The sequence below is a fragment of the Kitasatospora sp. NPDC088742 genome, from assembly GCF_055584905.1.
Genome location: NZ_JBVJLD010000040.1, coordinates 1 through 18,282, shown reverse-complemented (window position 1 = coordinate 18,282; position 18,282 = coordinate 1). Strand labels below are relative to the sequence as shown.

Here is an 18,282-nt window from a genome sequence, read left to right as displayed (position 1 = left end):
TCCGGCGCGGGCCGCCCGCTCCACCGAGGTGGGGCGGGCGGCCCGGGTGCTCAGTACGACGGGGCGATCTGTTCGCCGGTGTCGGTGCGGTGGATGGTGAGGGCCTCGACGGGGCACAACTCGGCTGCCTCGGTGAGGAGTTCGAGCGAGCTCGGGGTGGTGCGCAGGGGTTGGGCGCGGCCGTCGGGGGTGAGGGTGAGGTCGTCGGGGGCGGTGGCGGCGCAGGCGCCGGTGCCGACGCAGCGGGTGCGGTCGACCCGGGTCTCCAGGGGGCCGGTGGTGGCGGCGGTCACCAGGTGACCGGGAGGGTGTTGGGGCTGCGCGTGAGCAGGCCGGTGCGCCAGTCGATGTCCTCGGCGGCGACGGCCAGCGAGAGCCCGGGGAAGCGGGCGGCCAGGCGGTTGAGGCCGTCCTCCAGCTCCATCCGGGCCAGCCAGGCGCCGAGGCAGTGGTGCGGGCCGGCGCCGAAGGTGAGACTCGGGGTGCCGACGGGGGCGAAGAGGTCGCGCAACTCGCCCTCGCCCAGGGCCGGGTAGACCGCCGGGTCGTTGTTGGCCGCGCCGGTGTCGGCGGCCACGATGGCCCCGGCCGGGATGGTGACGCCGCCGATCTCGAGCTCCTCGGTGGCCCGGCGGAGCAGGCCCGGGAAGGCGTCCCGGTCGCCCAGCGGGATGGTGCGCAGCACCTGCTCGGCCGCCGTGCCCGCCGCCTCCTTGCTCTCGGCTATCCGGGCCCAGGCGGCGCGGTCCTCGCCGAGCAGGTAGACCAGCGCGTTGCCCAGCGTGGTCATGGTGGTCTCGTGGCCGGCCACCACCAGGCCGAGCACCAGCATGATGACCTGCTCGTCGGTGACGCCCTCGGTCTCGTCGGCGGCCTGCACCAGGCTGCTGACCAAGTCCTCGCCCGGGTTCTTCCGCCGGTCGACCACCAGCTGGTGGCAGAAGCCGGCGAACTCCATCATGGCCGTCTGGACTTCCTGGGCCGAGTGGGCCGAGGTGGAGAGCGCGTGGTCGCTCCAGTGCCCGAGGCGGCTCATGTCCAGGCCGTCCAGGCCCATCAGCCGGCTGATCACCGCGACCGGGAGCGGGCGGGTGAAGGCGCCGATGACGTCCACCGGGCCTTCCTGGGCGGCGAGTTCGTCGAGCAGCTCCTCGATGACCGAGGACACCCACGGCCGCCAGCGCTCGATCGCGCGGGGCGTGAAGGCGCGCTGCACGGTGCGGCGCAGCCGCTGGTGCTCGGGGCCGTCGAGGTTGATCAGGGTGTCCGGCACGTCGAGGATGTTGGGCGTCACGGTGACCGGCGGGGCGTCCTCGGCGTAGAGGGTGGCGCGGCCGAGACGGGGGTCGGTGAGCGCCTGGCGGACGTCCGCGTGCCGGGTGCAGAGCCAGACCGGGGTGCCGGTCGGCAGGGCGGCCTGGCGGGGCGGCCCCGGTTCGAGCTGACGCAGGCAGTGCAGCGGGATGAGGGGGGCAGTGGTCATGGGGGGTGTACTCCCTGATACGGAGCGGGTCCGGGCCACCACTGACCGTAGGCCCCGCAGACCTTGTCAGGTAGGGGGCGAACCGGCCAAGCGCGCGCCGGGTTCAAGCCACCGGGGCGCACCCTCGAACAGGTGCGCCCCGGTGGTCCGCGGCAGGGGAGGAGACGGGCCGTCAGACCCCGGTCTCGGCCGGGAGACGGCCGGAGCGGACGGCGGCCACCAGCTCCTCGTGGTCGGCCTCGGTCCGGTCCGCGTAGGCCACCGCGAAGGCGGCCACCGCCTCGTCCAGCGCCTCGTTCTTGCCGCAGTAGCCCGCCGCCACCGCCGCGTCCAGGGTGTGCGCGTGCGCCCGGGCCAGCAGCGCGCCGGTCAGCCGCCCGTAGTCGTCCAGCTGGGCGGGCTGCAGCGCCGCCGGATCCACGCTGCCCTTGCGGTTGCGGAACTGCCGCACCTGGTACGGGAGTCCGTCCACCGTGGTCCAGCCGATCAGCACGTCGCTGACCACCTGCATGCGCTTCTGCCCGAGCACCACCCGCTGGCCCTCGTGCGCCACGGGGGTGCGCACCGGGTACCCGGCACGGGCCAGTTGGGGCAGCAGCACGGAGGGGCGGGCCTCCTTCACCTGGAGCACCAGCGGCTCCGAGCGCTGGTCCAGCAGCAGCACCACGTACGAGCGGGTGCCGACACTGCCGGTGCCCACCACCCGGAAGGCCACGTCCTGCACGCTGTAGCGGGAGAGCAGCGGGTGCAGCTCCACCGGCACGGTCTCCCGGTAGCCGGCGAGCGAGGCGGCTACCGCCTCGGCGGTCCGGTCCTGGACCGCGCGGAGCACCGGCGGGGCCGGGACGAAGCGCGAACGCCCGTCCGGTTCCTGGACGGTGGACTTGGAGGCGAACCGCGCGCTGGTGTTGCGCAGCGCCTTCTCCGCCACCCCCTCGATCACCACCCGCAGGTCCTGCGCCTCGGCGAAGGTCACCAGGTGCTCGTCGGCCACCGCGTTCCAGGCGTCTATGGCCGGCAGCCCCGCCAGCAGGCGCATGGTGCGCCGGTAGGAGCCGGCCGCGTCGAAGGCGGCCCGGCGGCAGGCGTCCTCGTCGGCCCCGGCCTGACGGCCCGCCAGCACCAGGCTGGCGGCCAGGCGCTTGAGGTCCCACTCCCAGGGGCCGGGCACCGTCTCGTCGAAGTCGTTGATGTCCATCACCAGCCGGCCCCTGGCGTCGCCGTACAGGCCGAAGTTGGCCGCGTGCGCGTCACCGCAGAGCTGGGCGGTCAGCCCGCTGGTCGGGGTGGTGACCAGGTCCGCCGCCATCAGACCGGCCGAGCCGCGCAGGAAGGCGAACGGCGAGGCGGCCATCCGGCCGACCCGGATCGGCACCAGGGACTGCAGCCGCCCGGCGTTGGCCGACTCCACCGACTCCACCACCGAGGGCCGGTCCGCCGGCGGCTCGAACCAGGCGTGCGCCTCGCGCGGCGTCTTCTCCCGCAACTCCCTGCCCCGCCGCTTCGCCCCGCCCTGCGGCGGCCAGGCCGCGAACCCCTCGACCGCGAACTCCCGCACCGTGACTCCTCCCCGTGGCGCTTGCGCACCCGGCTCCCCGTGACGACCGCCTCGCGCGGGCGACGAGCAGACGCTACCGCGCTTCGGGCCCGGGGAGCAGCCCTGAGCTGCTACGGAGCTGCCACAGGGGTGTCACGGCCGTGCCGGGCGGGGACCCGTAGCATGCGGAGCATGTCTCATGATCTCGCCGCGCTCGGCGACTCCTTCCACGCCTTCATGACCGAGCGGCACCTCGCCACCTTCACCACGCTGCGCCCCGACGGCACCCCGCACGTCGCCCCGGTGGGCGTCACCTACGACCCGCTGACCCGCACTGCCCGGGTGATCAGCAGCGGCTCCAGCCGCAAGGTGCGCAACGTGCTGGCCGCCGGGCCCGAGGGCCTGCGGGTGGCGGTCTGCCAGGTGGACGGCGCGCGCTGGTGCACGCTGGAGGGCCGGGCCGTGGTGCGGGACGAACCCGAGGCGGTGGCCGAGGCGGTGGCCCGCTACACCGCGCGGTACCGGGCGCCCCGGGAGAACCCGGCCCGGGTGGCGATCGAGATCGCGGTCGACCGGGTGCTCGGACGGTTCTGATGATCCGTCGGGTCGGCACCAGTTCGAACGGCTCCGGTTCGAACGGCGTGTCGTTTATCGGCTGTTGAGCCGTTCGGGAGAGCATCGGAGGGTCGAACGAACGAACCCTCAGGAATGCGGACCGATACCTTGAACGAGCAGGACACCGCCAACTTCCACCGTCTGCTGGACCGCCTGTCCCAGCACTTCGGCCCGGACCGCGAGCCGGTCCGGGCCGATCGGGTGCCGAGGCAGGGTCAGTTGACCGAGACCGCAGACCAGGCGGCGGCCACCGCCGCGTACTCGGTGCTGCCGGCCCCGTAGAGGTCAGTGGCGGCCTTCAGGGCCGCGGTGCGGGCGCCCGCGTAGTTGGTGCTGGAGGTCATGTAGACCGACAGCGCGCGGTACCAGATCTTGCCGAGCTTGTCCCGGCCGATGCCGGTGACGGTCGAGCCGTTGCAGGTCGGGCTGTCGTAGGAGACGCCGTTGACCACACGCGCGCCGCTGCCCTCGGCCAGCAGGAAGGCGAAGTGGTTGGCGACGCCCGAGGAGTAGTGCACGTCCAGGTTGCCGACCGAGGAGCTCCAGCAGTCGGCCGACTTGGTGTCCTTGGAGGGCTTGTCCATGAAGCGCAGCGCGGCCTTGCCGAAGCCGGGCTTCACGATCTCCTCGCCGATCAGGTAGTCGCCCGGGTCGTTGGCGTTGCCGGCGTAGAACTCCACCAGGGTGCCCATGATGTCGGAGGTGGCCTCGTTGAGGCCGCCGGACTCGCCGGAGTACACCAGCTTGGCGGTGCGCGAGGTGACGCCGTGGGACATCTCGTGCCCGGCCACGTCCAGCGCGACCAGCGGGCCGAAGACGTTGCCGTCCCCGTCGCCGTAGGTCATGCAGAAGCAACTGTCGTCCCAGAAGGCGTTGTTGTAGTTGCTGCCGTAGTGCACCCGGTTGTAGGCGCCCTTGCCGTCGCCGGCGATGCCGTTGCGGCCGTGGACGTTCTTGTAGTAGTCCCAGGTGACGTTGGTGCCGTACTGGGCGTCCACCGCGGCCGAGGCCCGGTCGGTGGTGGCGCCGTTGCCCCAGTGGTTGTCCGCGTCGGTGAACAGCGTCGCGGGCGCCCGGCTGAAGCAGATCGAACCGAAGCACAGGTCGGTCTTGTTGGCCGCGTCACCGGTGTAGGTGTTGCCCCGGGTCGGGTCCTTGAGCTGGTTGGTGGAGCCGGAGACGGTGGTCTCCAGCGGGACGGTGCCGCCGTAGAGCGACTGGCCGTCGCCGGTGGCGGTCTCGATCGCGTCCCAGGCGTCGATCTGCGCACCGGTGCGGGCGTCCAGCAGTACCGTGCGGGAGACCGGGTTGCCCAGCGAGTCCTGGCCGGTGGCGGTGGTCTGCCAGGCGAGTCGGGGCGCGCCGTGCAGCGCGTCGATCACCAACTGCGGCTTGGCCTGGGCCCGTTGGACGGCCTTGCCCTCGGCGCCCGCCGCCCGGGAGAGCTCCTGGACGGCCTGCGCGCCGGCGCTCTCGCCGGAGACCTTCGGCGTGGTGGAGGCGACCGAGACCGGCCCCTCGGCCGCCCGGTCGGTGGCGCGCAGGGCGCCACCCGGCGTCAGGTGCTCGATCAGGTCGCCGCCCAGCACCGGGAGTCCGACGTAGCTGCGGTCGTAGCGGACGTGTCGGCTGCCGTCCTGGTCGGTGACCACGTCGCGGACGGTCCGGGTACCGTTGCGGTCCGGGGCGGCGGCGGAGGGCGCGGGGGCGGCGGCGGCCACCGTCCCGGCGGCCAGGGCGACCACGGTGGCGACGGCGGCGGTGCGGGTGCGGAAGTGCATGATGCTCCTCGGAGGGGCGGGGGCAGATGCGGCTTCGGCGGCGACCGGCGGTGGTGCGGTGCGAGGACACGGCGGAGCGGACGCGCTGATCGTGGGGGATGCGGGGGCGGACGCTGCCGGGACAGCTTTTGTACATGTACCGGTCAGGTGCTGTCCAGAGTGCGGATACATCCGCCCCCACAACTGTCAGACCGTCACCGGGAACGCCTCCTGAATTCCCGTCCAGAGCCGGACCCGGGCCGCCAGCGCCTGACGCACCGTCTCGGCGCAGGCGTCCCACTTGGCCTGGTCGTCGCCGTTGAGGTCGATCAGCATCTGCATCGCCATCGGGGTGTGCTGCTCGCCGTCCACCTCGATGTGGCGGGCCAGGTAGTCCTTGAAGGTGGTCAGCCTGCCGTCCGGGTCCTCGATCCGGACCACCTGCTCGAACATCTCCGGGATCAGGTCCTCCCGGCCGAAGGCGAAGGCGGCGGCCCGGCAGTGCACCGGCGCGTTCTCGATGATCTCCCAGGTGGTGGAGGTGAAGTCCACCGCGGCCGCCGGCACCCCGGCCAGCTTCAGCGCCTCCGGGACGGCGGTGCCCCGGCCGAGCTCGGCCAGGAAGGCCTCCACGGCGGTGGTGTCCGCGCCGGCCTGGGCCATGCCGCCGAGGTAGAGCTCGAAGTGGCTGATGAAGCCCTCGCCGAGCTCGTCGCTCTCCTCCACCAGCACGATCTCGTTGATCAGGCGGCGGCTGGCGGTCGGCCCGGAGGGCACCCACGGCACGTCCACGCCGGTCAGCTCGCGCTGCAGGCTCTTGAGCAGCGACATGAAGTCCCAGACCGCGAAGACGTGGCGCTCCAGGAAGGTGGTGACCCGCTGGTGGCTGTTCAGCTCACCGTAGACGGTGTGGCCGACCACCTCGCGGCGCAGCGGGTCGATCGCCGCCTGCAGGCTGGTCAGGCCGGGGTGCGAACGGTCCCAGTGGTAACGGTTGGACATGACTGCTCCTCAGGAAGTGGAAACGGGAGGGGGTCAGTGCTTCGGGCCGGTGCTTGGGGTCAGTGCTTGGCCACGGTCCGTACGGCGTGGCGCAGCTGGTCGCGGCCCGGTTGCAGGGCGCGGTCCAGATCTCGGGCGAACGGCAGCACGGTGCCGTCCGGGCGGGTGACGCGGCGGGGCGGGGCCACCAGGCGGAACTGCTCGGCGGCGGTGGCGAGCACCTCGCCGCCGATGCCGCAGCTGCGGTTGGAGTCGTCGACCACCACCAGCCGGCCGGTGCGCTCCAGCGAGGCGCCGAGCGCGTCCCAGTCGAAGGGGTACAGGGTGCGCGGGTCGAAGACCTCCACCGAGATCCCCTCCTCCGCCAACTCCTCGGCCACCGCCAGGGCTTCGTGGACGAGGTGGCCGACGGCCACCACCGTGACGTCGGTGCCCTCGCGGTGGATCCGGGCCCGGCCGAGCGGGATCGCCGGCAGCGGGGCCGTCACGTCGTCCCGGACGGCCAGCGCGGCGGCCGGGGCGAAGACCACCACCGGGTCCGGATCGGCGACGGCCGAGCGGAGCAGGCCGTAGGCGTCGGTCGGGGTGGCGGGCACCACCGTCTTCACGCCCATGTGGGCGAACAGGCTGTAGGGGTGGTCCGAGTGCTGCCCGGCCCAGCCGTCCCGGGAGCCGGAGCCCGGCACCAGGCAGGTCAGCGGGACGGACGCCTGACCGCCCGTCATCAGCGAGAACTTGTGGGCCTGGTTGGTCAGTTGCTCGAAGACCAGGAAGAGCAGCGCGGGGATCTGGAACTCCACCACCGGCCGCAGGCCGGCCAGCGCCGCGCCCACCGCCATCCCGGTGAAGCCCTGCTCGGAGAGCGGGGTGTCCACCACGCGCTCGGCACCGAAGCGCTTCTGCAGCCCGAGCGTCGGCCCGGCCAGCCCGGCGCCGATGTCCTCGCCGAGCACCACCACCGTCGGGTCCTCGGCCATCGCGTCGGTGAGCGCCCGGTTGAGCGCCTTGGTGTAGGAGAGCCAGCTCATCCCAGCGCCCCCGCCCTCGGCCGCAGGCCGCTCGCGTAGAGGTGGTCGGTCGCGCCGGAGACCTCCGGGGCGGGGGAGCTCATGGCGAACTCCCTTGCAGCTGCCAGGAGTTCGGCCACCTCGCGGTCCACCTCGGCCGGGTCCTCGATCAGCGCTGCGGCGGCGCGCAGGGGATCCCGCAGTCGCCAGCCGCCGACCTCCTCCTCGGTGCGGTAGACCGGCTTCAGCCGCCGCTCCATGGTGTGGTGGCCCTCGAAGCGGTAGGTCACGCACTCCAGGAAGACGGGCCCTTCGCCGGAGCGGGCGTGCGCGACCGCCGCCAGTGCGGCCTCCCGGACCGCCTCGGTGTCCATGCCGTCCACCGACACCGCCTTGATGCCGAAGGCCTCGGCTCGGCCGAGCGCGCTGCCGGCCACCGCCACCGAGGCGGGCAGGGTGGTGGCGTAGCCGTTGTTCTCGCAGACGAAGACCACCGGCACCTGCCACATCGCGGCCAGGTTGAAGGCCTCCAGCACCACGCCCTGGTTGAGCGCGCCGTCGCCGAAGAAGCTGGCCACCACCCGGGGCCGCCCGGCCAGCCGGGCCGCCCAGGCCGCGCCGACGGCGATCGGGGCGCCCGCGCCGACGATGCCGTTCGCCCCCAGGATGCCCAGGGAGAGGTCGGCCGCGTGCATCGAGCCGCCCCGCCCCTGGTTCAACCCGCCGGTGCGGCCCAGGAGTTCGGCCAGCAGGCGGGCCGGGTCGGCCCCCTTGGCGAGCACGTGGCCGTGACCGCGGTGGGTGGAGGTGAGCTGGTCGCCCGCCTCCAGCGCCGAGCAGACCCCGACCGCGACCGCCTCCTGGCCGATGTACGGGTGGGTGCCGCCGACGATGTCGCCGCTGCGGACCAGCTCCAGCGCCAGCTCCTCGAAGCCCCGGATCAGCCGGACCATCCGGTAGCGGTCCCGGAGGGTGCCGAGCCCCTGAGCGGTCGTCACGCCTGCCCCCGCCAGATGGCCGGGCAGAACTCCGGGTCGGCGTAGTCGGGGCGCCCGTCCGGGGTGCGGCGGACCAGCACGTCGTGGTTGTAGACCACCGGCGTGCCGTCGGCCTTCGCCCAGGGGCGGTACTCGTTGGCGCCGTCCTGGAGGTGGAGGGAGACGGCCCGGCGCGGGGAGGAGGCCAGGTTCGGGCCGCTGCCGTGGTAGGTGCGGCAGTGGTGGAAGGAGACGTGGCCGCGCGGGATCCCGACCGGGACCTTGACCACCTCGACGCCGTTGAACGCGGCGTTCTCGGCCAGCAGTCGGTCCAGTTCGGAGTTGTCCCGCTCGGCGAAGTGCCGGCTGGAGTCCTCGCCGGCCGGCAGCTCCCGCCAGCGGTGGCTGCCGTCGACCATGGTGATGGTGCCGTTCTCCACCCCGCAGTCGTGGAAGGGGATGAAGGCGGTCAGCATCCGGTCCGAGGTGCTGGTCTGCCAGTAGTGCTTGTCGAAGTGCCAGGGCACCAGGTTGCTCGGCTCGCCCGCCACCGGGGGCTTGTAGATCAGGGTGCCCTGGAAGATCCGGATCTCCTCGGTGCGGGCCAGCAGCGCCGCCACCGCGCCGAGCAGCGGCTTGCGCAGGATCCGCCCGGCCGCCGCGCTCTCGTAGTGGATGTAGTCGTTGTGCCGCTGCACCGGGCCGTCCGAGGGCTGCCAGGAGGCGAGCCTGGGCGGGCGGACCGGCAGGGTACGGTCCCGGTGGCCCTCGTAGTACTTGTCGGTGGCGTCCTGGAGGAGGTCCAACTCCTCGTCGGTGAACAGCTTCTTCGACAGGTACCAGCCGTGCTCGGCGTAGTGGTCCAGCTCCTCCTGGGTGGGGAGCAGGGCGCGCTCCGCCTCGGTCAGGGTGAACTCGTCCGCGACGATGTCGTTCATGGCCTCGTTCATGGTCGGGGGCTCCTCTCAGTTGGCCGAGGTGGCGTGCTGGCGTTCGACGGCCTCGTACAGGGCCTTGATGTTGGCGGAGCCGAAGGTCTGCGCACCCTGACGCTCGATCAGCTCCAGGAAGAAGGTCCGCCGCTCGTGCACCGAGCGGGTGAAGATCTGGAACAGCTGGCCGCCGTGGTCCTGGTCCACCAGCACCCCCAGCTCGCGCAGCGTCTCCACCGGCACGCTCGTGGGGCCGATCCGGGAGGGGAGCAGCTCGTAGTAGGCGTCCGGGGTGGACAGGAAGGTGACCCCGCGCGCGGTGAACTCCCGTACGGCGGTGGCGATGTCGGCCGTGTGGAAGGCCAGGTGCTGGACGCCGGCGCCCTCGTGGCTGCGCAGGAAGGTGTCGATCTGGCCGGGCTCACGGGCGGCGTCCGGCTCGATCAGGGTGAAGGTCACCCGGCCCGAGGGGCTCTGCACCACGCTGGAGTCCATCGCCTGCCGGCCGACCTCGATGTACTCCTCGTAGATCCGGCGGAAGCCCAGCGCCTCCTCGCAGAACCGCACCGCCGCGTCCAGCTCCCCGGCCGGCACGCACAGCGCCGCGTGGTCCAGGAAGCCCAACAGTCCGTGCTCGTCGGCGGGTTGCTCGCTCTCCGGGACGAAGCGCAGCGCCACGTCGCCGAAGCCCGCGACCAGCCCGGGGGCCAGCGGGCGGGCCCCGCCGCGCAGCGCGCGGTCCAGCGCGGCGGCGGGGTCGGCGCAGGCCAGCGCGAAGACCGCGACCCCGTCGCCGTGCCGCTCCACGTAGCGGGCGATCGGGTGGTCCAGCTGCTCGGCCGAGGCCAGCAGGAAGCGGATGGTGCCCTGGCTCAGCCAGACCCGGCGCACCCCCGGCTCGGCCGGGGCCGGGGTGACGGTGAAGTCGAAGGCGGTGGCCAGGTCGGCGGCGAGACGGTCCGCGTCCGCGCAGTGGAACTCGACGTGGGCGATGCTCTGGACGGTCAACGGATCTCTCCAGGCTGGTGAGGTCTGCCGGTGGTGGACGGCAGGCCGAAGATCAGGCTCAGGTTGTGCCCGCCGAAGGCGAAGGAGTTGGAGAGCGCGGCCCGCACCTGGGTCCCGCGCAGCTGCCGGACGTGGTCCAGCGCACAGGCCGGGTCCGGCTCCTCCAGGTTGACGGTGGGCGGCAGTTGGCCCCGCTGCACGGCGAGCACCGAGACGATCGCCTCCACCGCCCCGGCCGCGCCGAGCAGGTGCCCGGTGGCGCCCTTGGTCGAGCTGACGGCGGGTCCGTCCGGGCCGAACACCGCGTTGAGGGCGGCCGATTCGGCCGTGTCGCCGAGCTTGGTGCCGGTGCCGTGGGCGTTCACGTAGCCGATGTCGGACGGGGCCAGGCCGGCGCTGCGCAGGGCGGCGCGCATCGAATCGGCCGCCCCGGCGCCGTCCGGGCGGGGCATGGTCGGATGGTGGGCGTCGGTGGTGCCGCCCCAGCCCAGCAGCTCGGCCCGGACGGTGGCGCCCCGGGCAGCAGCGTGCTCGGCCCGCTCCAGCACCAGCACCCCGGCGCCCTCGCCCAGCACGAAGCCGTTGCGGCGCAGGTCGAAGGGCCGGCTGGCCTGTGCCGGGTCGTCCCAACCCTGGGCCAGCGCGCGGGCGTTGGTGAAGGCGGCGGCGATCGTCGGGTGCAGCGAGGACTCGCTGCCGCCGCAGACCACCACGTCGGCCTCGCCGGCCCGGATCAGCCGCAGCCCTTCGGCGATCGCCTGGGCGCCGGCCGCGCAGGCCGTGACGGGGGCCGAACTGTAGCCCCGCATTCCGTACTTGATGGCGATCCGGGCGGCCGCCATGTTGGAGAGCATCCCGGGCAGCAGGTACGGGCTGACGGCCGGCCGGCCGCGCTCCAGACGGCGGTGCGACTGCTGCTCGAAGGTCTCCAGACCGCCGCCGCCGGTGCCGATCACCACCGCGATCCGCTCGGGCGCCACGTCCCGGCCGACCACCAGGCCGGCGTCGGCCAGTGCGTCGTCGGCGGCGGCCAGGGCCAGCAGGACGAAGCGGTCCACGCAGCGGGTCTCGGTGGGTGGTAGCACCTCGGTGCCGTCGATGTGCGGGGCGATCCCGGCGAACGGCAGCCAGCCGTGCGCGGGGTGGCCCTCCGGGACGGAAGTGATGCCCGAGCGGCCGGAGTTGAGCGCCTCGAAGACCTCCTCCGCCTTGCGGCCGAGCGGGGTGACCAGGCCGATCCCGGTGACCGCGGCGCTCACTCCGCGCTCCCCGCGAGGGCGGCGGCCGCGGCGGCTGCGGCAGCCGCGGACTCGGCCAGGTGCTGCTCGCGCAGCAGGATCTTTCGGACCTTGCCGGTCGGGCCGAGCGGGATGCGCTCGTCCGGCACCACCAGGACCCGGCGCACGGTGGCGGCGGTCCACTCGTCCAGCGCGGCCGTCACCTCCTTGGTGCGGTCGGCCAGGTGGTCGGCCCCGGGGGCGAGCTGGATCAGCACGTCGGTGACCACTGCGCCGTCCTCGCGGACCGCGACCACGGTGCAGTCCAGCACGTCCGGGCAGGCGGAGAGCACCCGCTCCTCGGACATCGCGGTGAGCAGCCGGTGCCCGTTGCCGAGGTCGACCGAGTCCACCGCGCGGTCCACGTGGTAGTAGTAGCCCTCCTCGTCCCGGTACATCAGGTCGCCGGTGAGGAAGTAGCCGCGGACCCGGGTCCGGTAGGTGGTGACCGAGTCGTTCCAGTAACCGAGCGCCAGGGTGGGGGACTTGGTGCCCAGCTCGCCGATCTCGTGCGGGCCGAGCTCCGAGCCGTCGGGGGCCAGCACCGCGCAGTCCACGAAGGCGTGCGGGCGGCCGACGCAGCGGCCGTAGCGGTCGCTGCCCTGGCTGTGGCTGATGAAGAAGTGCGAGTGGCCCATCTCGGTGGAGCCCAGGCCGTCCACGAAGACCGAGCCGGGGGTGCGGGTCCGGCCCTCGCGGGAGACCGACTCCCGGGAGCCGACCGCGATCAGCCGGCGGATGTGCGCCTCGTGCGCGCAGTCCCCGGTGTTCCACCACAGCGCCACCGAGTCGAGCTGACGCGTGCTCAGGTCGTGCCGGGCCAGGTCGGCCCAGGTGGCGGCGAAGCCGATCACCCCGCCGGGCTGCCAGCGCTCGACGGCGTCCAGTACTCCGGCGCCGGTCTGGCTGGAGAGCACCGCGAGCTGGGCGTGCTGGCTCATCACCAGGTTGGAGATGATCAGGGTGGCGGCGTGCGGGGCGGGCAGGGCGGAGAGCATCCGCTCGGAGCCCTGCGGGCGGGGCAGCGCGAGCCGGTAGCGGATCGCCGCGTAGAGGCTGTCGTGCGAGTGGACCACGGCCTTGGGCAGGCCGGTGGTGCCGGAGGAGTGGGTGATGGCCACCGGGTCGCCGCCCCAGTGCCGGTACGGCTCCGGCGCCTTGGCCGGGTCGCCGAGCCCGAGGGCGGCCACGTCCGGCAGCAGCGGGGCGCCCGGGTCGAAGCCGGCCAGGCGCTCGCGGTGCTCGGCGTCGGTCAGGATGCCGGTGGCGCGCAGCCGGTGGATGTAGAGCGCGGCCTTCTCGCCGTCCAGGTTGGGGTTGAGCAGGGCCGGGATCGCGCCGAGGCGGGCGGCGGCCAGGAAGGTCAGCACGTGGTCGGCGGCGGCGGTCGACCAGACCACCACCGGGTCGCGGCGGCCGATCCCGAGCCCGTGCAGGGCGGCGGCCCGGGAGCGCACGGCCAGGTCCAGCTCGCGCAGGGTGAAGGGCTGCCAGGCGGCGTGGTCGTCCACCGGGGTGTCGAAGGTGAGCAGCGGCTCGTCGAGACCCTCGCCGAGGGCGATCCGGGTGGTCAGCACGTTCCCGGCGCCGAGGGCCGGATCGGCGGCCAACCGGGCGCGGATGCTGCGAATGCTCACGGGTAGGGGTTCCCTTCTGGAGGCCGCACCGGGGCGCACGGGGAGAGCACGGGGTGCGGCGCCGCCCGCTCGGGCGGCGTCTGATGGGGGGTCGGGAGATGGATCGGGTGGATCAGGGGGCGAGCAGGACGGCCACCGCTCGGCCGGGATCGCTCGGGTGGGCCTGCTCGGCGGCGATCAGCAGCACCTCGTCGGCGTCCCCGTCGAGCAGCAGGAGATCCGCCAACTCGTAGGCGTCCTGCGGTACTTCGCCCGGGGTGGCGCCCGTGGGGCTGATCGCGAGCACCGGGCCGGTGAGGCCCCAGCGGGCGGCCAGGTGGCCGAGCACCGCGTTGGGGTTGGACTGGAAGAAGAGCAGCGGGGGTACCCGGCGCCCTCCCGCCGCCGCACGGGCGATGGCCTCGGCGGTGCCCAGGTCCCCGCTGTGGCTGGCGAGGAGCAGGGCGGTGCGGGGCGCCGCCTGGTGCTGCCGGAGGCAGCGGTCGGCGGCGGCGACCACCAGGGGGTTGAACGGGGAGTCGGCGAAGCCCGGCAGGCGTGGGAGGGTCTCGTCCCCCGGCCCGGGCCAGCGCCCCTCGGCGAGCTGCTTCACGCGGCGGCCACCAGGAGTGCGGTGTTCGCGCCGCCGAAGGCGGAGTTGAGGGTGAGCGCGTGGGCCGGTGCGGCCCGGGGCGCCCCCTCGGTGACCAGGTCCAGCGCGCACTCCGGGTCCGGCCCGAGCAGGCCCGCGTTGACCGGGAGCGTCCCGGCCCGCAACGCGCCGATGGTGACGGCGAGTTCGAGCAGGGCGGAGGCCTCCAGGGCGTGGCCGTGCACGGACTTGCTGGAGCTGACGGGCGGCCCGTCGGCGCCGAAGACGCTCTCCAGGGCCCGGGCCTCGGCCTGGTCCGCCAGCGGCGAGCCGGTGGCGTTGGCGTTGACGTAGCCGACCTGACCCGGCGTCAGCCGGGCCCGGTCGAGCGCGGACCGCACGGCCCGGGCCAGACCCGAACCGTCCGGCGCCGGACGGCAGACGTGGTACCCGTCACCGGCCCGGCCCCAGCCGGCGATCCGGGCCAGCACCTCGGCGCCGCGGCGTACCGCCGACCCGGCCGGCTCCAGCACCATCGCCACCACGCCGTCGCCGAGCAGCAGCCCGCTGCGCCCGGCGCTGAACGGCCGTGCCACGCCGTCCCGGGCCAGGGCCCGGCCGGCGTCGAAGACCGCGAAGGTGTCCGGCTCGACCAGGTACCCGGCCGCGACCAGGACCCGTTCGGCCCGGCCGGCGGAGATCAGCGCGGCGGCGTCGGCCACCGCCGTTCCCGCGGCCGTGCAGGCGCCGGTGTAGACCCGGCCCCCGCCTCCGCGGCTGCCCCAGCGCTCGTGCACCGGGAGGCAGGCCTCGGCCGTCACGGGGTCGCCGTGGCGGGCCAGCAGCAGCGGTCCGGCCGCGTCGGGCCGCAGGCCCGCCTGGGCGACTGCCTCCTCCAGGACGGCCGAGAGCGCTTCGCCGAGGACAGGGGTGCCCGGCGCCAGCGCGGCCCGGCGGGCCTGGCGGTGCGTCACGTCGAAGCGGCCGACCGGCCCGAAGGCCGGCAGGCCCCGGGTGGCGGCGGCGACCAGCGGGTCGAGTCCGGGCCCGAAGGCGGAGCGGACGCCGAGCCCGGTGACCGCCACCTCGACGGTGGTCACGGCCGCACGCCCGTCGCCGGGGCGAGGGCCGTCCGCAGCAGTTCCACCGCGTCGGCCACCGTGCGCACCTGGTCCAGGGCCTCGTCCGAGTACCGGAGCTCGCCGTGGCGCTGCTCGAACTCGGCGATCAGCCAGGTGAGTTCGAGCGATCCGAGCTCCTCGTCCACCGCCTCGGGGGCGCGGCCGCCGAACTCGGCGAGCACGGCCAGCACCTCCGCCCGGCCGGGCGGCGGCGCGGCGCTCACGCCGGGGTGCCGGCGGAGGCGAGGCGCTTGGCCACGTCGGCGGTGAACTGGTCGAGGGTCATCAGCGCGGTGCCCTCCATGTCGTCCAGCTCGAACCGGACGCCGTACTCCTCCTCGACCTGGACGGCCAGGTCGGCCAGCGCGAGGGACTCCAGGTCCAGACCGGCCGGGCCGAGGTCGGTGTCGCCGGTGACCTCGGAGACGTCGTAGTTCATCGCGGTGAGCGTGGCGAGCACGAACTCGCGGATGGTGTCCTGCATCGGGGGGCTCCGTAACGGTCGGAGGGACAGGGGGAGTTCACAGGTAATGCCCAGCCACTGCCCAGCCTCGGCTGGAAGGGCGGTGACGGGGTCTCAGAGTGCCGCGGCGGCGGCGCGCAGCCCGGCGGGGTCGCGCAGCAGCTTGCCGGTGGCGGTGCGGGGAAGGGCCGGCAGCAGCGCCAGCCTGCGCGGGCGCTTGTATCCGGCGAGCCTCTGCTCCAGGCCCGCGCGGATCTGTTCGGCCCCGGCTCCCTCGGAGGGGACCAGGTAGGCCTCGACCGCGCCGCGTTCGAACACCACGACCGCCTCCCGGACTTCGGGCAGTGCGGCCAGCGTGTGCTCGACCTCGGTGAGGTCGACCTTGAGCCCGCCGATCGAGACCTGGGAGTCGCGGCGGCCGTGCACGGTGAGCAGGTCGCCCTCCGCGTCGTACGCCGCGGCGTCCCGGGTGTGCAGCCAGCCGTCGGACCAGCGGCTCGGATCGGTGAGCCCGAGATAGGGGGAGTCGGGACGGCGGATGTGCAGCTCGCCGCCCTCGACCCGCAGTTCCAGCCCGGGGACCGGGCGGACGGCGGGCGCCAGAGCGCCCGTCAGATCGGTGGCGATGACGCCGAGTTCGGTCATCCCGTACATGGTGCCGAGCGGCACACCGTACCGTTCGCGCACCGCCTCGGCCACTCCCGGCCTGGTCAGCTCGCCCGCGACCACGATCCCGGTCAGGTGCGGCAGCGGTCGGGGTGCGCGCACCCCGGCGAGCAGTTCGGCGTGGAAGGGGACGCCGATCACGGTGGTCGGCAGGTCCTCCTCGGCGACGGCGGCCAGGATGCCGGCCGCCGTCATCCGCTCGGGGACGGTGAGTTGGACCCGGGCGTGCAGGGAGTGCAGCAGCCCTCCGACCAGGCCCAGCACGTGGACCACGGAGGAGAGCAGCACGGTGCGGCTGCCCGTGGCCGGGAAGCCCGGCAGCGAGCGGTAGCAGGCGAGTTCGCGCAGCAGGTCACCGGCGGTGCGGGCGATCACCTTCGAGGGCCCGGTCGAGCCGGAGCTCAACTGGACCAGCGCGTGCGGTGACCGCGCGGGCCGGCCGTCCGGTCGCGTGGTGACGACCGGCCCGGCCTCGCTGAACCCGCGCAGTCCCGCGGACGGTGGCCGGTCCGCCTCGACCAGCACCTGGGGAGCCAGGCGCTCCAGCGCCGCCGCCGTCTCGTGGTCCGTCAGCCGGTGGTCCAGCAGGGCCACTTGGGCGCCCAGCTGCCAGGCGGCGAGCAGGGCGGTGACGTACCCGAGCGAGGGCGGCAGCCGCAGGGCCACCGTGCCGCCGGCCGAGAGCCCGGCGGCGGCGAGGCTTGCCCGCCGCGCGTCCACCAGGGAACGCAGGGCGGAGCGGGTCACCGGCCTTTCGAACCGGAGACAGACTTCTTGACCGGGGCCGGCCAAAAGGAGGCGATCGACCCAGCCTTCCGGGGCTTCGGAATGCGGGGAGGGATCGGTGGGGAAACCGGGCAACGCCACTCCATGAATCGGGGCGACAGAGATTGGCAGCGGTTCACTTTCGGCGGATCGAATTCCGCGTTCCCAGACCCTGGCACAGGACGATTGACCGGGTCAAGGTCTATACCAATGTGGCTTGGGGCCCCTACGCTGCCCAGTCTGGAGCGGGCCCCGCAGGCGGGCGCGACCGCATCCGCACCGCCTCTGATCAGACGTGTACGGCTTGTCTTGTGCACGGCGAGGCGCCGTCGAGAACAGGAAAGGCGCGAACCACCGTGAACAGATTCTCCGGCTGGGACTGGGAAAACCCCGAGACCCTCGCCGTCACCATGGACGAATTCAGTGCCGGGGTCGCGGTCTGCGAGAAACTCGAGGCGATGGAGGAGGGAATCCCGCGGACCCGCGCGGAATTCCAGGCGCTCGGCCTCACCGGAATAGAGTTCGCCGCATTCCGCACCGACCACCCGAACGGCCTCGGCAGCGATCTCACCCCGCTGCGCAGCGCCGTCGCGGTGACCGAGCCCGGCACCCTCTACCGGGTCGACGGCGACCGCTGCTTCACCCAGCTCGACGTCTCCCGCCCGCTGCCCTTCGAGGACGGCGCGGTCGACTGGATCTACGCCGAACACCTCGTCGAGCACGTCCCGCTGAACGTCGCGATGGGCTGGCTGAAGGAGTGCCACCGGGTGCTCGCCCCGGGCGGGCTGATCCGGATCACCACCCCTGACCTGGCCAAGTACCTCAACGGCTACGTCCAGGAGGACGGATTCCTGGCCCGGCACCGGCGCCGGCTGGGCAAGCTCGGCTTCGGCCCGCCGATGCCCGACCGCAAGGCCTTTCTGGTGAACCAGATCTTCGCCTACTACGGCCACCGGTGGATCTACGACCAGGCCGAGCTGACCTACGTGCTCACCGAGGCGGGATTCGACCCGGACGAGATCCGGTTGTGTTCGTACCGTGTCGGGCTGCACACCGAAATCGCGGATCTCGACACCGCGTTCCGCAGTGACGAGACGATCTATGTCGAGGCGCGGCGCCGGAGTTGACGGAGAAGTGGCGGGCTCGTTGACGAATCCCCGCTAACTCCTCATCAGTTTCCTTCTGCCGGAGGGGGGTTGGCCAAAGGGAAGCCGGTGCCCCCCTCCGAGACTCGCCGGCGACGGCCTGACGGCCGATCGGATCGCGGGCGGGGCCGGGGCACCTGGCGGCCTTCGTCCGGGCGGAGACGGCGGCCCGAGGCACACGGAAGAGGGGGGGGGGGGCCCGGGGGCCCCCCCCCCCGCCCCCCCCCCCGGCGGGGCGGGCGCGCCGCGCCCCGCCCCCCCGCCGCGGAAACGACGGGCCGACCCCCACCCGGCCCAGCGGCCCGGGGGCCGACCC

Annotated in this window: 19 protein-coding genes; 3 read left to right on the top strand and 16 right to left on the bottom strand. The window is 73.7% G+C overall.

What is annotated here, in order from left to right; genetic code table 11:
• Positions 1–50 precede the first annotated feature (50 nt).
• From ACZ6ZR_RS27080 to ACZ6ZR_RS27070, 3 genes are all read right to left on the bottom strand, one after another.
• Positions 51–293, bottom strand: a complete 243-nt coding sequence (locus ACZ6ZR_RS27080; RefSeq protein ID WP_465646546.1) for a ferredoxin — start codon at positions 291–293, stop codon at positions 51–53.
• Positions 290–1,483, bottom strand: coding sequence for a cytochrome P450 (locus tag ACZ6ZR_RS27075; RefSeq protein ID WP_465646544.1), 1,194 nt, complete (start codon positions 1,481–1,483; stop codon positions 290–292). Before ACZ6ZR_RS27075 ends, ACZ6ZR_RS27080 begins: the two co-directional genes overlap by 4 nt.
• 172 nt (positions 1,484–1,655) lie before the next feature.
• On the bottom strand, positions 1,656–3,041 hold the full coding sequence (locus ACZ6ZR_RS27070) for a DUF2252 domain-containing protein (protein WP_465646542.1): 1,386 nt from the start codon (positions 3,039–3,041) through the stop codon (positions 1,656–1,658).
• 162 nt (positions 3,042–3,203) lie between these two features.
• On the opposite strand from ACZ6ZR_RS27070, the gene ACZ6ZR_RS27065 reads away from it, so the two are divergent.
• Together ACZ6ZR_RS27065 and ACZ6ZR_RS27060 are read left to right on the top strand one after the other, a co-directional pair.
• A complete protein-coding gene (locus tag ACZ6ZR_RS27065; protein WP_465646541.1) occupies positions 3,204–3,614 on the top strand; it encodes a pyridoxamine 5'-phosphate oxidase family protein in 411 nt (136 codons plus the stop codon).
• 129 nt (positions 3,615–3,743) lie between these two features.
• Entirely contained in the window at positions 3,744–3,917 is a 174-nt protein-coding gene (locus tag ACZ6ZR_RS27060; protein ID WP_465646539.1) for a hypothetical protein, read from the top strand.
• Here ACZ6ZR_RS27060 and ACZ6ZR_RS27055 read toward each other — a convergent pair.
• The 13 genes from ACZ6ZR_RS27055 to ACZ6ZR_RS26995 all read right to left on the bottom strand — a co-directional run bounded on the left by ACZ6ZR_RS27055 (position 3,851) and on the right by ACZ6ZR_RS26995 (position 16,803).
• Positions 3,851–5,416, bottom strand: a complete 1,566-nt coding sequence (locus tag ACZ6ZR_RS27055; protein WP_465646537.1) for a M4 family metallopeptidase — start codon at positions 5,414–5,416, stop codon at positions 3,851–3,853. The two genes, ACZ6ZR_RS27060 and ACZ6ZR_RS27055, sit on opposite strands and share 67 nt — an antisense overlap.
• A 186-nt stretch (positions 5,417–5,602) precedes the next feature.
• Positions 5,603–6,397: a DUF3050 domain-containing protein gene (locus tag ACZ6ZR_RS27050; protein WP_465646536.1), complete on the bottom strand. Its 795-nt coding sequence runs from the start codon at positions 6,395–6,397 to the stop codon at positions 5,603–5,605.
• 59 nt (positions 6,398–6,456) lie between these two features.
• On the bottom strand, positions 6,457–7,425 hold the full coding sequence (locus ACZ6ZR_RS27045) for an alpha-ketoacid dehydrogenase subunit beta (RefSeq protein WP_465646534.1): 969 nt from the start codon (positions 7,423–7,425) through the stop codon (positions 6,457–6,459).
• Entirely contained in the window at positions 7,422–8,402 is a 981-nt protein-coding gene (locus tag ACZ6ZR_RS27040; protein ID WP_465646532.1) for a thiamine pyrophosphate-dependent dehydrogenase E1 component subunit alpha, read from the bottom strand. Before ACZ6ZR_RS27040 ends, ACZ6ZR_RS27045 begins: the two co-directional genes overlap by 4 nt.
• Positions 8,399–9,331 carry a phytanoyl-CoA dioxygenase family protein gene (locus ACZ6ZR_RS27035; protein WP_465646530.1) on the bottom strand — a complete coding sequence of 311 codons (933 nt, stop codon included), beginning with the start codon at positions 9,329–9,331 and terminating at the stop codon, positions 8,399–8,401. The genes ACZ6ZR_RS27040 and ACZ6ZR_RS27035 overlap by 4 nt, the downstream gene beginning before the upstream one ends.
• A 15-nt stretch (positions 9,332–9,346) precedes the next feature.
• Positions 9,347–10,321: a 4-hydroxyphenylpyruvate dioxygenase gene (gene hppD / locus ACZ6ZR_RS27030; protein WP_465646528.1), complete on the bottom strand. Its 975-nt coding sequence runs from the start codon at positions 10,319–10,321 to the stop codon at positions 9,347–9,349.
• Positions 10,318–11,580, bottom strand: a complete 1,263-nt coding sequence (locus tag ACZ6ZR_RS27025) for a beta-ketoacyl-[acyl-carrier-protein] synthase family protein (RefSeq protein ID WP_465646526.1) — start codon at positions 11,578–11,580, stop codon at positions 10,318–10,320. Before ACZ6ZR_RS27025 ends, hppD begins: the two co-directional genes overlap by 4 nt.
• A complete protein-coding gene (locus ACZ6ZR_RS27020; RefSeq protein ID WP_465646524.1) occupies positions 11,577–13,235 on the bottom strand; it encodes a class I adenylate-forming enzyme family protein in 1,659 nt (552 codons plus the stop codon). Before ACZ6ZR_RS27020 ends, ACZ6ZR_RS27025 begins: the two co-directional genes overlap by 4 nt.
• 112 nt (positions 13,236–13,347) lie before the next feature.
• Positions 13,348–13,827: a beta-ketoacyl synthase chain length factor gene (locus ACZ6ZR_RS27015; protein ID WP_465646522.1), complete on the bottom strand. Its 480-nt coding sequence runs from the start codon at positions 13,825–13,827 to the stop codon at positions 13,348–13,350.
• Complete coding sequence (locus tag ACZ6ZR_RS27010; RefSeq protein ID WP_465646520.1) at positions 13,824–14,906, bottom strand: beta-ketoacyl-[acyl-carrier-protein] synthase family protein; 1,083 nt, start codon at positions 14,904–14,906, stop codon at positions 13,824–13,826. Before ACZ6ZR_RS27010 ends, ACZ6ZR_RS27015 begins: the two co-directional genes overlap by 4 nt.
• Positions 14,903–15,151, bottom strand: coding sequence for an acyl carrier protein (locus ACZ6ZR_RS27005; RefSeq protein ID WP_465646518.1), 249 nt, complete (start codon positions 15,149–15,151; stop codon positions 14,903–14,905). Before ACZ6ZR_RS27005 ends, ACZ6ZR_RS27010 begins: the two co-directional genes overlap by 4 nt.
• Positions 15,148–15,411, bottom strand: a complete 264-nt coding sequence (locus ACZ6ZR_RS27000) for an acyl carrier protein (RefSeq protein WP_465646516.1) — start codon at positions 15,409–15,411, stop codon at positions 15,148–15,150. Before ACZ6ZR_RS27000 ends, ACZ6ZR_RS27005 begins: the two co-directional genes overlap by 4 nt.
• Before the next feature lie 93 nt (positions 15,412–15,504).
• On the bottom strand, positions 15,505–16,803 hold the full coding sequence (locus ACZ6ZR_RS26995; RefSeq protein WP_465646514.1) for a class I adenylate-forming enzyme family protein: 1,299 nt from the start codon (positions 16,801–16,803) through the stop codon (positions 15,505–15,507).
• Between the two features lie 374 nt (positions 16,804–17,177).
• Between ACZ6ZR_RS26995 and ACZ6ZR_RS26990 the strand changes: the two genes are divergently transcribed.
• Positions 17,178–17,948, top strand: coding sequence for a class I SAM-dependent methyltransferase (locus ACZ6ZR_RS26990; RefSeq protein WP_465646513.1), 771 nt, complete (start codon positions 17,178–17,180; stop codon positions 17,946–17,948).
• Positions 17,949–18,282 lie beyond the last annotated feature (334 nt).